16 protein-coding genes are annotated in these 12,825 nt (G+C 70.3%); 8 read left to right on the top strand and 8 right to left on the bottom strand.

The features are described from left to right. Positions 1–368: 368 nt before the first annotated feature. From ABGB05_RS17200 to ABGB05_RS17190, 3 genes are all read left to right on the top strand, one after another. On the top strand, positions 369–1,385 hold the full coding sequence (locus tag ABGB05_RS17200) for an ABC transporter substrate-binding protein (RefSeq protein ID WP_347654413.1): 1,017 nt from the start codon (positions 369–371) through the stop codon (positions 1,383–1,385). A 211-nt stretch (positions 1,386–1,596) separates the two neighbouring features. Beyond that, a complete protein-coding gene (locus ABGB05_RS17195) occupies positions 1,597–2,376 on the top strand; it encodes an ABC transporter permease (RefSeq protein WP_347654412.1) in 780 nt (259 codons plus the stop codon). A 24-nt stretch (positions 2,377–2,400) separates the two neighbouring features. Then, complete coding sequence (locus ABGB05_RS17190; protein WP_347654411.1) at positions 2,401–3,165, top strand: ABC transporter ATP-binding protein; 765 nt, start codon at positions 2,401–2,403, stop codon at positions 3,163–3,165. 193 nt (positions 3,166–3,358) lie between these two features. On the opposite strand, the gene ABGB05_RS17185 is transcribed toward ABGB05_RS17190, so the two are convergent. Genes ABGB05_RS17185 through ABGB05_RS17175 form a run of 3 tightly spaced genes read right to left on the bottom strand, consistent with a single transcriptional unit; the run spans position 3,359 to position 6,567 of the window. Then, a complete protein-coding gene (locus ABGB05_RS17185; RefSeq protein WP_347654410.1) occupies positions 3,359–5,119 on the bottom strand; it encodes a multicopper oxidase family protein in 1,761 nt (586 codons plus the stop codon). Then, positions 5,116–5,568, bottom strand: coding sequence for a DUF6220 domain-containing protein (locus ABGB05_RS17180; RefSeq protein WP_347654409.1), 453 nt, complete (start codon positions 5,566–5,568; stop codon positions 5,116–5,118). Before ABGB05_RS17180 ends, ABGB05_RS17185 begins: the two co-directional genes overlap by 4 nt. Positions 5,569–5,577: 9 nt before the next feature. Beyond that, complete coding sequence (locus tag ABGB05_RS17175; RefSeq protein WP_347654408.1) at positions 5,578–6,567, bottom strand: carboxymuconolactone decarboxylase family protein; 990 nt, start codon at positions 6,565–6,567, stop codon at positions 5,578–5,580. Between the two features lie 144 nt (positions 6,568–6,711). Between ABGB05_RS17175 and ABGB05_RS17170 the strand changes: the two genes are divergently transcribed. From ABGB05_RS17170 to ABGB05_RS17160, 3 genes are all read left to right on the top strand, one after another. Further along, on the top strand, positions 6,712–7,839 hold the full coding sequence (locus tag ABGB05_RS17170) for a sensor histidine kinase (protein WP_347654407.1): 1,128 nt from the start codon (positions 6,712–6,714) through the stop codon (positions 7,837–7,839). Further along, a complete protein-coding gene (locus ABGB05_RS17165; protein ID WP_347654406.1) occupies positions 7,836–8,498 on the top strand; it encodes a response regulator transcription factor in 663 nt (220 codons plus the stop codon). The genes ABGB05_RS17170 and ABGB05_RS17165 overlap by 4 nt, the downstream gene beginning before the upstream one ends. 235 nt (positions 8,499–8,733) lie before the next feature. Beyond that, positions 8,734–9,222, top strand: a complete 489-nt coding sequence (locus ABGB05_RS17160; RefSeq protein WP_347654405.1) for a hypothetical protein — start codon at positions 8,734–8,736, stop codon at positions 9,220–9,222. An 83-nt stretch (positions 9,223–9,305) separates the two neighbouring features. On the opposite strand, the gene ABGB05_RS17155 is transcribed toward ABGB05_RS17160, so the two are convergent. The 4 genes from ABGB05_RS17155 to ABGB05_RS17140 all read right to left on the bottom strand — a co-directional run bounded on the left by ABGB05_RS17155 (position 9,306) and on the right by ABGB05_RS17140 (position 11,302). After that, entirely contained in the window at positions 9,306–9,734 is a 429-nt protein-coding gene (locus ABGB05_RS17155) for a DUF4259 domain-containing protein (RefSeq protein ID WP_347654404.1), read from the bottom strand. Positions 9,735–9,842: 108 nt separating this feature from the next. Continuing rightward, positions 9,843–10,076 (bottom strand): DUF397 domain-containing protein, encoded by a 234-nt coding sequence (locus ABGB05_RS17150; protein WP_347654403.1) that lies wholly within the window; start codon positions 10,074–10,076, stop codon positions 9,843–9,845. A 132-nt stretch (positions 10,077–10,208) separates the two neighbouring features. Then, complete coding sequence (locus ABGB05_RS17145) at positions 10,209–10,442, bottom strand: DUF397 domain-containing protein (RefSeq protein ID WP_347654402.1); 234 nt, start codon at positions 10,440–10,442, stop codon at positions 10,209–10,211. Between the two features lie 5 nt (positions 10,443–10,447). Further along, positions 10,448–11,302: a helix-turn-helix transcriptional regulator gene (locus tag ABGB05_RS17140; RefSeq protein WP_347654401.1), complete on the bottom strand. Its 855-nt coding sequence runs from the start codon at positions 11,300–11,302 to the stop codon at positions 10,448–10,450. A 537-nt stretch (positions 11,303–11,839) separates the two neighbouring features. On the opposite strand from ABGB05_RS17140, the gene ABGB05_RS17135 reads away from it, so the two are divergent. Together ABGB05_RS17135 and ABGB05_RS17130 are read left to right on the top strand one after the other, a co-directional pair. Beyond that, the gene (locus ABGB05_RS17135; protein WP_347654400.1) at positions 11,840–12,127 is read left to right on the top strand and encodes a hypothetical protein; all 288 of its coding nucleotides are present in this window, start codon (positions 11,840–11,842) and stop codon (positions 12,125–12,127) included. Positions 12,128–12,170: 43 nt separating this feature from the next. Next, positions 12,171–12,497 carry a hypothetical protein gene (locus ABGB05_RS17130; RefSeq protein ID WP_347654399.1) on the top strand — a complete coding sequence of 109 codons (327 nt, stop codon included), beginning with the start codon at positions 12,171–12,173 and terminating at the stop codon, positions 12,495–12,497. Here the strand turns inward: ABGB05_RS17130 and ABGB05_RS17125 are convergent. After that, positions 12,494–12,805 carry a hypothetical protein gene (locus ABGB05_RS17125; RefSeq protein WP_347654398.1) on the bottom strand — a complete coding sequence of 104 codons (312 nt, stop codon included), beginning with the start codon at positions 12,803–12,805 and terminating at the stop codon, positions 12,494–12,496. The two genes, ABGB05_RS17130 and ABGB05_RS17125, sit on opposite strands and share 4 nt — an antisense overlap. Positions 12,806–12,825: the final 20 nt, after the last annotated feature.

Here is a 12,825-nt window from a genome sequence, read left to right as displayed (position 1 = left end):
GTCCAACCTGGAAGAACGGGAACTTCCCTGGTCAGACGGGGGGCGAGAGTGTGCCGCGCCCTGGTTGGAGGCCACCATCCGCAACATTGTCTCCAAGATTATTTACAATCGTGCTGACAGGATCGCCGCCCGACCGGACAATGTCAACACTGCGGTGAGCTGCGGAAACCTGTGGCAGCACAGAAAACATCGGGCGTTTGCCGCAACTTTGTGGATCTCTGCGGTGACAGGCGCAACCCGGGTCATCTACCATTCTCGACCGGGCGAGAGCCGAGCGCGCACAGGCGTCGATCCTGAGATGTCCGGCCTGCGCGGGCGCACCGGCGGCTGGCTGCCCGTCGATCCGTTTGAAGCTGGAGGCATTCACAATGATCAGACGCTCGCGCGTGCTGGCAGCAGGGCTGCTGGCCACGGCGATGGCCGTGAGCGGTTGCAGCGGCTCCGACGACAAGGGAGGTGACGTCGGCAGCAAGGAGACCGACAAGGTCGCCTACATCACCGCGTTCGGCGCCGTCGGCCGGGACGCGTTCGCCTGGGTGGCCAAGGAGAAGGGCTTCTTCGCCGAGGCCGGCATCGAGGTGGACATCAAGGAGGGTGCGGGTAACCAGCCGAACCTGACCGCGCTCAAGGCGGGCCAGGTCCAGTTCGCCGCGCTCGACTTCACCGGTGCCGTGATCCAGGCCGGTAAGGGCGAGTTCACCGACTGGCGGGCCATCGCGGCCATCCACCAGCAGACCCTCATCTCGGTGATGACCACCAAGGACACCAACATCACCACCCCGAAGGACCTGGCCGGCAAGACCATCGCCACGGGTGCCGGCTCGGTGACCGAGCTGCTCTTCCCGGCGTACGCCCAGCTGGCCGGGCTCGACCCGAAGTCGGTCAAGATCCAGGGTGTGCAGGCCACCGCGCTCAACGGCCTGATGGCGAGCCGGCAGGTGGACGCGCTCGGCACCTTCCTGCTCAGCCGTGGCGCCCTGGCGACCGCCTCCAAGAAGGAGGTCGTGACCCTGCCGTACAGCGACTACCTGCGGGACCTGTTCGGCAACGCGATCATCACCACGCCGAAGCTCATCGCGGACGACCCCGACCTGGTGCAGCGGTTCACCAACGCGGCGCTCAAGGGTCTGCAGTACAGCATCGAGCACCCGGACGAGGCGGCGGCGATCCTGAACAAGGCCAAGCCGACGTACGCGGTTGCGGCGGGCAAGGGCGAGATCGACGTGATGACCCCGTACGTTCGGCCGGCCGGTGGTGCCCCGATCGGCCTCATGGACGAGCAGCGGGTGGCCCGGACCATCGCCGTTCTCCAGGGCTCTGGCCTGATCCCGTCGGGGCTGACCCCGCAGAACGTCGTCGACTTCAACTTCGTGAAGGCGTCCTGACGACAACACCGCACCACCAGTACCACCCGTACCAAACGGTTCCGGCCCTGGTCGGAATCCCCTGCCCGAGCGGCAGGCGTACCTGACGGTCGGGACGGTGGCCGAGATGGCCGCCGTCCCACCACCGGTCCCCTCGCGGCGCGGCCGACGTGCGCGTCACGGTGATTCCGGCCCGCGCCGCCCCCCACTCCCATCCCTCAGGGAAATCACCATGACTGACAGTTCCCGGCCACCTCAACGGTGGACCAACATCGGGTTACCCACCCTCGGCACCGTGCTGATAATCGGTCTCTGGTGGGGTATCACCCGGGTATTCAGCATCGAGCCGTTCTTCCTGCCCGCGCCGCCGGACGTGGTGGAGTCGTTCCTGAAGATCCCTCAGGACCTGTTCAAGCATGCCGGCGTGACCTTGCTGGAGACCGTCATCGGCTTCGGCATCGCCACGGTCGGTGCGATCCTGCTGGCCATCCTGCTCGCCGCCTCGCGGACCGTGGAGCGGATGACCTTTCCGGCGATCGCCGGGATCAACGCGGTGCCGAAGGTGGCGCTCGCCCCGCTGCTGCTGATCTGGGTCGGAATCGAGCCCGAGGCCAAGGTCCTGATGGCCATCCTGCTCTGCTTCTTCCCGATCCTGGTCGCCACCATGGCCGGGCTCAGCTCGACGCCGGCCGACCTCGGTGAGATGGCCCGGTCGCTCTCCGCCTCTTGGTGGCAGACCTTCATCCGGGTCCGGCTGCCCTGGGCCCTGCCACAGATCTTCATCGGGTTGAAGGTCGCCACCTCGCTGGCCATCATCGGCGCCATCATCGGCGAGGTGGTTCAACCCAGCCAGGGGCTCGGTTACGTGATCTCCTCCTCCGGGCAGTCGGCCGACACACCGCTCGCCTTCGCCGCACTGACCCTGCTCGCCGTCATGGGCGCTGCCCTGTTCTACGCCATGGTGGGTCTCGAACGGATCCTCGTGCCGTGGGCGCGGTCGATCTCATCCTGATCCGCATCCCTCATGGAGAGCCCAATGATCAAGATCGCCGGACTGAACCGGACCTTCAAGGGCAAGAGCGGCCCCGTCGAGGCGCTGCGGAACCTCAACCTGGACATCGCCAACGGCGAGTTCCTGGCCGTGATCGGCCGCTCCGGCTGCGGCAAGTCGACCCTGCTGCGGCTGATCGCCGGTCTGATCCCACCCACCGACGGTGAGGTGCTGGTCGCCGGGGAGCGGGTCAGCCGTCCCCGCCGCGACGTCGCGATGGTGTTCCAGCGGCCGGCACTGCTGCCGTGGCGGACCGTGCTGGACAACGTCCTGCTGCCGGTCGAGATCTTCGGCATGAAGCGGGCACAGCACCGCGACCACGCGATGCGGCTGCTGGAGATGACCGGCCTGGACGGCTTCGCCAAGCAGCTGCCGCACGAACTCTCCGGCGGCATGCAGCAGCGGGTCTCGCTCTGCCGGGCGCTGATCCAGCGTCCCAAGGTGATGTTGATGGACGAGCCGTTCTCCGCCCTGGACGCGTTGACCCGGGAGGAGCTGGCGGTCGAGCTGCAGCGGATCCACATCGAGCTCGGCACGACGGTGGTCTTCGTGACCCACTCGATCCAGGAGGCCGTGCTGCTCGCCGACCGGGTCGCGGTGCTGAGCGCCCGACCGGGCCGGCTGAACAAGCTCGTCGACGTGGACATCCCCCGTCCACGATCGTTCGGGCACAACGCGCACATGGAACAGGTCGCCGCCATCTCCGCCGAGTTGCACCAACTGCTGCTCGGCAACGAGTACCTGCCGTAAGTCCGCCGCCGGGTGACGAGCCGGCGGCGCGGCGAACCCCGCCGACCGCTGGACCCTCGTCAACGGCCGTGACCGGGCGCCGCTGGGCCAACGGCGACCCGGTCCGACATGCTGCTCAGATCCTCGTGATTCGTGTCGAGTTCCGGCTCGGCATGCACCGCAACCTTCCAAGGATCAGGCTTGCGGCCGACGTTCAGCCGTACATCAGGTGCAGGACCATTCCGGCGTCGGCGTGCGGCAGGTTGTGGCAGTGGTTGGCCCACACCCCGGGGTTGTCGGCCGGAAACGCCACCTCCCAGACCTCACCCGGGCGTACGTCGAACGAGTCCAACCACAGCGGGCTGCCGCGCGCCGGCTCCCCATCGCGGGACAGCACCAGGACGTGGTGGCCGTGCAGGTGCCACGGATGCACCTCCAGTGACCGGTTCACGATGGTGAACCTGACGACGTCGCCGAGGCGTACGACCTGGGACGGGATGTCCGGGTCGGCCGCGCCGTTGACGGTGTGCGCGTACCGGGGAAGCAGTCCGCGCAGGTCGAGGCCACGGTCGAGGACCAGGGTGAACTCGCGGTCGAACCTGGACCACGGCACCGGCGCGCTGACGCCGTAGCCGAGCGGGTCCAGTACCGGCCACGTGCCGGTCGACGCCGACACCGGCCCGGTCGACCAGACCGTCCGACCGTCGACGAAGAGCGCCACCGGTGTGGCCGGCGCGCTGAAGACCAGGTCGTAGCGGCCACCCGCCGGGATCAGCACGGCGATCTCCACCAGCGGGGTCGGGCCGCGCAGGTCGTACCCGTCGATCGCGGCGACCTGGAACGGGGTCCCGGCCAGGGCGTACCGGTGGGTGGTGCTGTCGGTGTTGATCAGACGCAGCCGTACCGGAACGCCCGCCCCGACCGGCTCCACCCGCGCCACGGGCAGTGGAAGTCCGGCCAACGTGTGCACCGGCACCGTGACGTCGACGCCCGGCACGGAGGAGTCGACGCCGGAGGTGGGTGCCGGACGGACGACAAGCACGCCGTAGAGGCCCATCCGCACGCCGACGTCCGACACCGCGTGCGTGTGGTACCAGTACGTCCCGACCTGGTCGGCGCGGAACCGGTAAACGAACTCCTCGCCGGGCAGCACCGCCGCCTGTGTCACCCCGGGCACCCCGTCCTGGCTGTTCGGTACGTCGTACCCGTGCCAGTGCAGCGTGACGCCCCGCCCGATGTCCCGGTTGCGCAGCGTCACCTCGACGACGTCGCCGACGGTGGCGGTCAGTTCCGGCCCGGGGACCTGCCCGTCGAACGCCCACGCCGCGACCTTCCGGCCGTCCACGTCCACGGTGGCGGTCCCGGCGGTCAGGGTGAACCGTCGGGTCGGTTCGCCCACCGGCTGGGTGTCGCGATAGTCGTGGTCGTGCGGGACCGCGGGGGCGGCCCCCGGGGTGACGGCCAGCCCGGTGCCGGTCACCAGCGCCGCGACCGCCACCACCAGGGCGGTCCGGGACACCGCCCGGGACGGCTGCGTGCCGAGGGCCCGCCACGACACCGCGGTCGCCGCGACGACCCCGGCGACCGCGAGCAGTCCGGCACCCGCCGACGCCGGGTAGCCGTGCAGGACCGTCACGAGCAGGGCGGCGCTGTGTGCGTACCCGGCGAAGAGCAGCGCGAGCGCGACGGACCGGATGTCGGCCGGGGCCCGCAGCAGCCGCGACCCGGCGACGGCCAGCGCCGCGAGCGACAGGGGCGCGGCGATCAGGACCTTCTCCGCCGCGAACCACCAGCCGGCGCGGGCGAGCGCGGTGACGGTGACCGCACGGGCGAGCGTGGCGAGCAGCGCGACGGCGGCCAGCCACAGGGCGGGCCGACGCCGCCGGGCGGCGGACGCGGCGCCGCCGCCCAGCCACGCGGCGGCTGCCAGAACCGCGATCACCAGGTCGGCCACGAGCAGCGAGGCGGTGCTCACGCCGGCTCCACTTCCCGGACGCCGACCGGGGTTGGGTCCGCCGGCGCCGGCTCGGCCAGCTTCCGCGCCGCCCGGTGTACGCCGACCGCCACGTGTACGACGATGATCGCGTTGAGCGCGTGCAGCCCTCCGATGGTCAGCCCGACCCCGGTGCTGGTGCCCGCCGCGTCGTTGAACGCCCTGGCGAGCATGGCGATGAAAGGCTGCAGCACGACCAGGCCGAGCGTCAGGCTGGCCTGCCCGACCAGCCGGCCCGGTGCCTTCGCCAGCACGGCGATCAGGATGGTGAGCAGGATGAGCACCGGGATGACCATCATCCCGGTGACGCTGTGCAGGACGTACGCCCCGTCTCCGCCCGGCCGGGTGAAGGCGCCGACGGCGGCGAAGACGAACTGCGCGACGAACGCGAAGAGCAGCACGAGGGTGACGACGACCAGGGACTTGCGCATGGTGACCTCCTAGGGGTGGGCCGGGACGAGCGCCCGGGCGACGTGGTCGGTGGCGGTGATCGCGCCGTACGCGACCAGCCGCACCAGGTCGGCGTCGGCCGGATGGCCGTGCCGCCAGCGGGCGACGTCGTCGGCACTGATCGCGCCGGGCGCGAACGCCGCCAGCAGCGCGATCCGGGTGCCGGTCCGGTCGCGGTCGGGCAGTCCCCGGACCAGTTCGGTGGCCCACTCGACGGGCCGGTCCGGGTGCCGCCCGTCCTCCCAGTGCACGGTGGCGGTCACGGTCTCCCGCGCGGTCTCGCCCAGCAGGGTTCCGCCCTGCGCGGCGGCGTCGCGCAGCGCCGCGTACGCGACACCGACCGGGCTGTCCCCGGCCCAGTCCGGTGGTGCCGTGGCAGCATCGCCGAGCAGTGGGAGGCTGCGGCCGGGTTCCTTCGGCTGCCGGGCGGGTCGCGCGGCGAGCCGGCCCCCGGCGGTCCGCACCAGCGGGGAACGCTGCAGGCCGCCGGGGAGCAGGTCCGGGTCGAGCAACGCCGAGACGACCCGGTTGACGAAGTGGAAGGCGAGCAGGGTGCCGGTGATCTCGGGGTGGTGCGGGCTGGTCCAGTCGGTCGACCGAGGGCTGCGGCTGGTCTCGGCCCAGGCGACAAGTGCGGCGTACCTCGGCTCCGACGGCGTTCCACCGCTGGCGATCATCTCGGCCAGCTCGGACTCGCCGAGTGCGTGCAGCAGCATCACGTGGGCGTCGACGCAGAACCGGCAGTGGTTCGCCCGGGACACCGCCGAGGCGACAAGCTCGCGGTCGACCCGGGACGTCTGTCCGGCGAGCAGGGACTCGCGCATCAACGCCCAGGTCGCGGCCAGCAGCTCCGGTGCGGCCGAGAGCGCCCGGAAGGTGGGCACCGGCCCGAGGAACTCGTCCCGCAGTTGCCGGTAGACCTCGGCGGTGAGCCCGGTCGCCGACCGCACCGGTGCGGGACGGAAGAAGCGGTATGTCATGGGCTCGATGCTCGTCGGGGCGGGTCGGGAAAACGTCGTACGGCCGTGGACACCTGCCCGGCCGCCGATACCGCGTCCGTGGTAGGCCCCGGCTACCGCAGCCGTGGGATGCGCCCCGCTGACCGGCCGCTCTACAGTGCGGGCATGCGCCGCGACCTCCCGTACGCGCTCGGTGGCCTCGCCCTCGGCGGCCTACTGCTCGGCAACGCCGCGCTCGCGCCCGACGCCAGGCCGATCCGGGCCCTCGACGTCGCCCTGGTCCTGGTCATGGTGGCGGCGCTGGCCGTCTGCCGGCGGTTCCCGGTGCCGGCGCTGGTGGTGGTGACCGCCGCCATGCTCGCCGTGCACTTCCGGCTCCATCCCGGCCCGGCCGCCGCGTTTCCGGTCCTCGGCACCGTCTATCTCGCCGCCTGGCGGGGGCACCGGGCGGCCGCCGCCCTGGCCAGCCTGGTCTTCCTCGGCTGCTTTCTGTTCCGCGACTTCGCGGTCGCGCCCGCCGACCAGCCCGCGCAGCAGGTCGCAGAGCGGACCTCCCTGCTGCTCGGCTGGTTCGTGGCCGCCAACGTCGCCGGGTTGGTCGCGCGGCAGCGCCGGGCGTACCTGGAGCAGGTCGAGCAGCGGGCGGTCGAGGCCGAACGAACCCGCGAGGAGATGGCGTTACGTCGAGCCGGGGAGGAACGCCTGCGGATCGCCCGGGATCTGCACGACTCGCTGACCCACAGCATCTCCGTCATCAAGGTACAGGCCGGGATCGCCGTACACCTGGCCCGTAAGCAGGGCAAGGAGCCGTCGGCGACGCTGCTGGCGATTCAGGAGGCCAGCGGCGCCGCGATGCGGGAGTTGCGGGCCACCCTGGGCGTGCTGCGCAGCGCGTCCGATGTGGATCCCGTGGGGCTGGCTGGGGTAGACGGTCTCGCCGAGCGGACGAGGGCGGCCGGCGTACCGGTGCAGCTGACCGTCACCGGTCAGCGGGAGCTGCCGGCCGAGGTCGACCAGGCAGGATACCGCGTCGTCCAGGAGGCGCTGACCAACGTGGCCCGGCACGCCGGCCCGGCCACCGCCCGGGTCGACATCGAGTACGCCCCGGAGCGGCTGACCGTCTGCGTGACCGACGACGGCCGGGCGTCACCGAGCCGACCGGTGACCCCCGGCGTGGGTCTGCGCGGCATGCGGGAACGGGTCACCGGGCTGGGTGGCACCCTGCACACCGCCGCCCGCGACGGCGGCGGATTCGCGGTCCGGGCCACCTTCCCGCTGGACGGGCCAACGTGATCAGGGTGCTTCTTGTCGACGACCAGGCGTTGATGCGGGCCGGGTTCCGGGCACTGCTCGACGCCGAGGACGACCTGGCGGTTGTCGGCGAGGCCGGGGACGGCGCCGCCGCCGTTCAGCTGTCCCGACGTCTGCGCCCGGACGTGGTCCTGATGGACGTGCAGATGCCGGGACTCGACGGCATCGAGGCCACCCGGCGGATCGCCGCCGATCCCGGCCTCGCCGCGGTCCGGGTCCTCATCCTCACCAACTACGGGCTCGACGCCTACGTCTTCGCCGCGCTCCGGGCCGGTGCCAGCGGGTTCCTGCTCAAGGACGCCGACCCCGCCGACCTGTTGCAGGCGATCACGATCGTGGCGCGCGGTGACGCACTGCTCGCCCCGACGGTGACCCGTACGCTGATCAGTGAGTTCGTCGCCGGGCCGGCGCCGGCCGACCCGTCCGCCGGGCGGGACGTGCTGACCGCCCGGGAGCAGGAGATCGTCGAGCTGGTCGCCCGGGGGTTGGGCAACGACGAGATCGCCGAGCGCATGGTGATCAGCCCGTTGACCGCCAAGACCCACGTCAACCGGGCGATGACCAAGCTGCACTGCCGGGACCGGGCGCAACTGGTCGTCTGGGCGTACGAGTCGGGGCTGGTCACGCCCCGCCGCCGCTGACCCTTCCCGACCGCGCCGTGATCACGTAAACGTTGGCCGGCCATGGCAGGCCACGGTTTACGTGATCACGACGTTCAGGCGCCGAGTGTCCGACTCCGGTTGAAGCGTCACACGATGACTTCACGTAATGGGGGCCCGCCTGCGCGACCGCCCGCCCCGCCGGACCACCCCGCCCCGGCCCAGCGCCCACAACCTCAGCACCCTCAGGTCAGAAACGGACAGGCACAATGAGTGGATGCCGGCCGACGAAGCCCAGCTTTGGCAGCTGATGCACTCTCTCGACGACCCCGAACACCTCGAGATCCCCGCGAATTACGACCACCGACGAGCCAGGGCACGATTCAAGCACCTGTCCGAGCGACTCGACCGCGACTTCAACTGCCAGACCGACGTCGACCAGCACGTGCAAGACGCCAGCTTCCACGGCCGCATCGCCATCCCGGCCGCAGCCACCGCCACCGGCCACCCGCTCGTCATCGTCATCAGCAACTTCGGCGGCCTGGCGGTCCTCGCCGTCGACAACCCCGGCGTCTGGGACGCCGAGGCGGCTGGCCAACTGCTGCACCCGGACGACTCCACCCGAATCCGCCAGGCCCTCGACGACCTGGGCTACACCCTCATCCCCGAAGAACCCCTCTGGCAACGCTACGACGGCACCTGGGACCCCGCCACCTTCGCACCGGGCGACGCCACCTGGTGGACCCGCTACTTCGACTATCTTTGACCCGAGCCGGGAAGATCCCCTCCATGATCGTCTAGCGCCAGCCGCACTTCGCGATCTTCGCTTGAGTGGCGTGTCTGGTGATGTTACGAATTTGCTGCTCGGAGGATGGCTGCGAGGTCGTCGATGGCTTGCCGAGCCTCGGCACGGTCAGTCTCGGTTGTCCAACCCTGATGCCATGCCCCGCCGGGACCAGCCACGAAGTGCAGCGCGTCGAGCGCGGACGCCGCAAGGTTCGGTACCGGCTCGGGCAGCACCGCGTCTGGTTCGTCGAACACTTGCGCAAGGCGGTGCTGTAGTTGCTCGCCGCCAGGGAGGGCGGCGGCCACAAGGGCTGCCGCCGCGACGACCTGGTCGGGGAAGAACTCCCGCCATAGGAGTTCGCGGTGGGCAAGGACGTGTTCGAACACGTGCCGAAGCACCTCGACGTGCTGCCGTGGCGGGCGTTCGGCGAGTTCGTCAAGAAAGTCCAGCGCACCGTCACTGCTGAATGGTCCGGTTCCGAACGTGCCCACAACGCCTCGTCCCCTCCTGCAGAACCACGTCACGCATCACTGGGGCCATCCGTGATCACGTAAACGTTGGCCGGCTGCGGCAGGCCACGGTTTACGTGATCACGACGTTCAGGCGCAGAGGGCGTTGTCCTTGAGAGCGGTGAGGAAGACGCCCCACTGGTTGTTGGTGTAGACGAGTACGGGGCCGCTGCGGTCCTTGCTGTCACGGACCGCGACCCGGCCACTGTTGTCGAGCACCGGACCGGCCTCTACACAGTTGCCACTGCCGCCGTCGCTCTTGCTGCTGATGTGCCAGGCCACCTCGGGCAGCGCGACGGCCCGCGCTGCGTGCTGTGCCGCCATGATGCTCACTCCAGACGCGTCACCAGATCGGTCAGGAATCCCCCGGATACCCAACGCCGGCGGAACGGGCCATCCGTGATCACGTGAACGTTGGCCGGCTGCGGCAGGCCACGGTTTACGTGATCACGACGTTCAGGCGCAGAGGGCGTTGCCCTTGAGAGCGGTGAGGAAGACGCCCCACTGGTTGCCGGTGTAGAGGAGTACGGGTCCGCTGCGGTCCTTGCTGTCACGGACCGCGACCCGACCGCTGGTGTCGAGGACCGGACCGGCCTCCACGCAGTTGCCGTCCCCGTTTCCACTGCGGGTACTGACGTGCCAGGCCACCTCGGGCAGCGCGACGGCCCGCGCTGCGTGCTGTGCCGCCATGGTGCTCACTCCAGACGCGTTTCCAGTTCGGTCAGGAATGCGATCGTGGCCTTCTCCCGCAGGGCCACGTCACGCAGCCGATCGTACTTCTGGAACAGCGTTTCAGCCTTGTCGCCTTCGACCACCAGGTTGCCGGCGGGCGTGGAGACGAAGCCGGCGACCGGGTAGGGCGAGCGCATCCGGAACACGTCGAAGGCGCCGTTCGGGCTGGGGTGGGCGCCGACCTCGGAGGGCAGGACCAGCACCTCGATATGCCGGCGTCGGGTCACTTCCCGCAGGTGGGCGAGCTGTGCTCGCATCACCTCCGGACCACCGACCACCCGACGCAGCGCGCCCTCGTCGATGATGGTGCTGAGCCGGACCGGGCCGTCGCCATTCAGGCGCTGCTGGCGGTTCATCCGCAGGTCGACAAACCGGCTGAGTTGATCCTCGGTCGCATCGGGATGGGCAGCCCGGATGAGCGCCTCGGCGTACTCCCGGGTCTGCAAAAGGCTGGGCAGCACGCTCACTTGGAACGAGTAGATCTCGGCGGCGCGGCTCTCCAACCAGATCCAGTCGATGAGTGAGGAGGCGACGTTCGCGGTGAAGCCGTCCCACCAGCCCTTCTGCCAGGCGTCCTCGGACATCGTCTTGAGGTCTTCCCGGCGCTGCCGGTCGTCGATACCGCAGATGTCGAGGTAGGCCAACACCTCGGGCACCCGGGCCGGCAGCATGCCGGACTCGATCCGGCTGACGGTCGACGGGTCGCGCTTGATGAAGTCGCCGACCGCCTTCAGGGTCAGCTTCCGTGACTCACGCATTTCGCGGAGCTGCTGACCGAGCCACTGGGCCCGCAGGGTGAACGCCTGCTCGTTCGGCACGACAACCTCCTCGGCATCCGTCGATGGCCATCAGCATTCCGCAAGAAAAGTTTCGATGCAAGCTTGCATAGCCACGATTCCATGTGCATGCTGGGCGTGTGTCGACGGTCACCAGGGGTGACTGTCGGAAGTGGAGAGATCCGGACCGGGGTGGTCGGTTTGGCGGCCAGCCCACCCCGATCCGGCGTACGAGCCGACAAGGGAGCGAGCACGATGGACCGCGTCCCGGGGAACGACTCCCCGTCTGTCTACCACGTCCCGACCAGCCCAGACAGCCCACCCGTACGGGTCGGCGCGGTGGTGGTGCCGGTGCGGCGACGTCGAGGCAGGTGGCCCGGTCCCGCCCGGTCCCGACCCGGTGCCGCGTCGACCAGTCCACGCGGCCCGGCCTGAGCCGGGCGGGCACCCGGAACGTCGACGGCACGGCCCGCCGAACCCGCCTCTTCCCCCCTCGGAGAGCGGCGGGCCGGGCGGCCGGGTGCCCGCCCTTCGTCACCCGCGCGGTTTCCAGAACCGCCCGGGGAGGAGGGACAGCCGATGACGACGTACCGATCCCGGGCGAGCCGGGAAGCCGAGGCGGCACACACGATCCTCGCCGCGCACGTACCCGATCCCGAAACCGGAACCTGCCCGATCTGCCGGACCCCCGGCCCGTGCCAACCGGCGAACGTGGCCGCGAACCGCCTGGTCGAACTGGGGTTCCCGGTGTTACCACCGACGCCGGAACCCAGGCCACCGACCCTGCTGCTGCGCCTCGCACCACTGCTCACCCACGGCTGGCGACGCCGACTCGACCCGCTGCCACCACCGGCAGGTGGCCGATGACCCGCCTACCACTCGACCCACGTCGCCACCCGGCCACCGGACGATGAGCCGACTGCCGTTCGACCCACTCGACCCACCCACCGAACCACCGCCGGACTGTGTGCTGCCGACGCTGTGGCGGATCGCCCACACCCTGCACCAACTCCACCAGCCCGGCGGCGACAACCGCTGTGCCTGCGGCGCCCGCCACCCGTGCGCCCACCGGCGGGCGAGTCTGCGAGCCCTGCTCGAAGCCTGCGGAATCGCGCTGCCGGTGCCGCGTACCGACCTGTTCGACCTCTGGCGCGGCATCCTGCTCGCCGAACCTGCTGACCCGGGACCCCGCCAGCAGGACGACGAGGCTGAGGCAACAAGAACGGCGAGTGACTAGATCCGGTGCAGTTCGCCGGTTTCGTCCAGTTCTCGGAGCAGGGCCGCCCGACCGAACTCGGGGCGTACCGACTCCTGAAAGACCGCCGGCACCGGCCGGCCGGTCGCGGCGTACAGGCGTTTGATCGCCGCGCCGGGGCGGCGCAGGTCGTCCAGGAGCCCGGGTTCGATCCGCTCGAACTCTGCCTCGACCAGCTCGGTGACCGCCTCCAGCGGCGTCTGGTTGCGGTAGCTGGCGAGCATGACCAGCAGCTCGTGCAGTTCCCCGTCGATCACCACGGCCTGCTCGGCGTTCCTGGCATCGTCCATGGCCCCACGCTAGATCCGGC

Origin of the sequence: Plantactinospora sp. B5E13 (genome assembly GCF_039871775.1) — a bacterium.
In the GTDB taxonomy this organism is placed as follows: domain Bacteria; phylum Actinomycetota; class Actinomycetes; order Mycobacteriales; family Micromonosporaceae; genus Plantactinospora.
The sequence above is the reverse complement of the archived record's forward strand: the minus strand, read 5'-3'. Positions and strand labels throughout refer to the sequence as shown.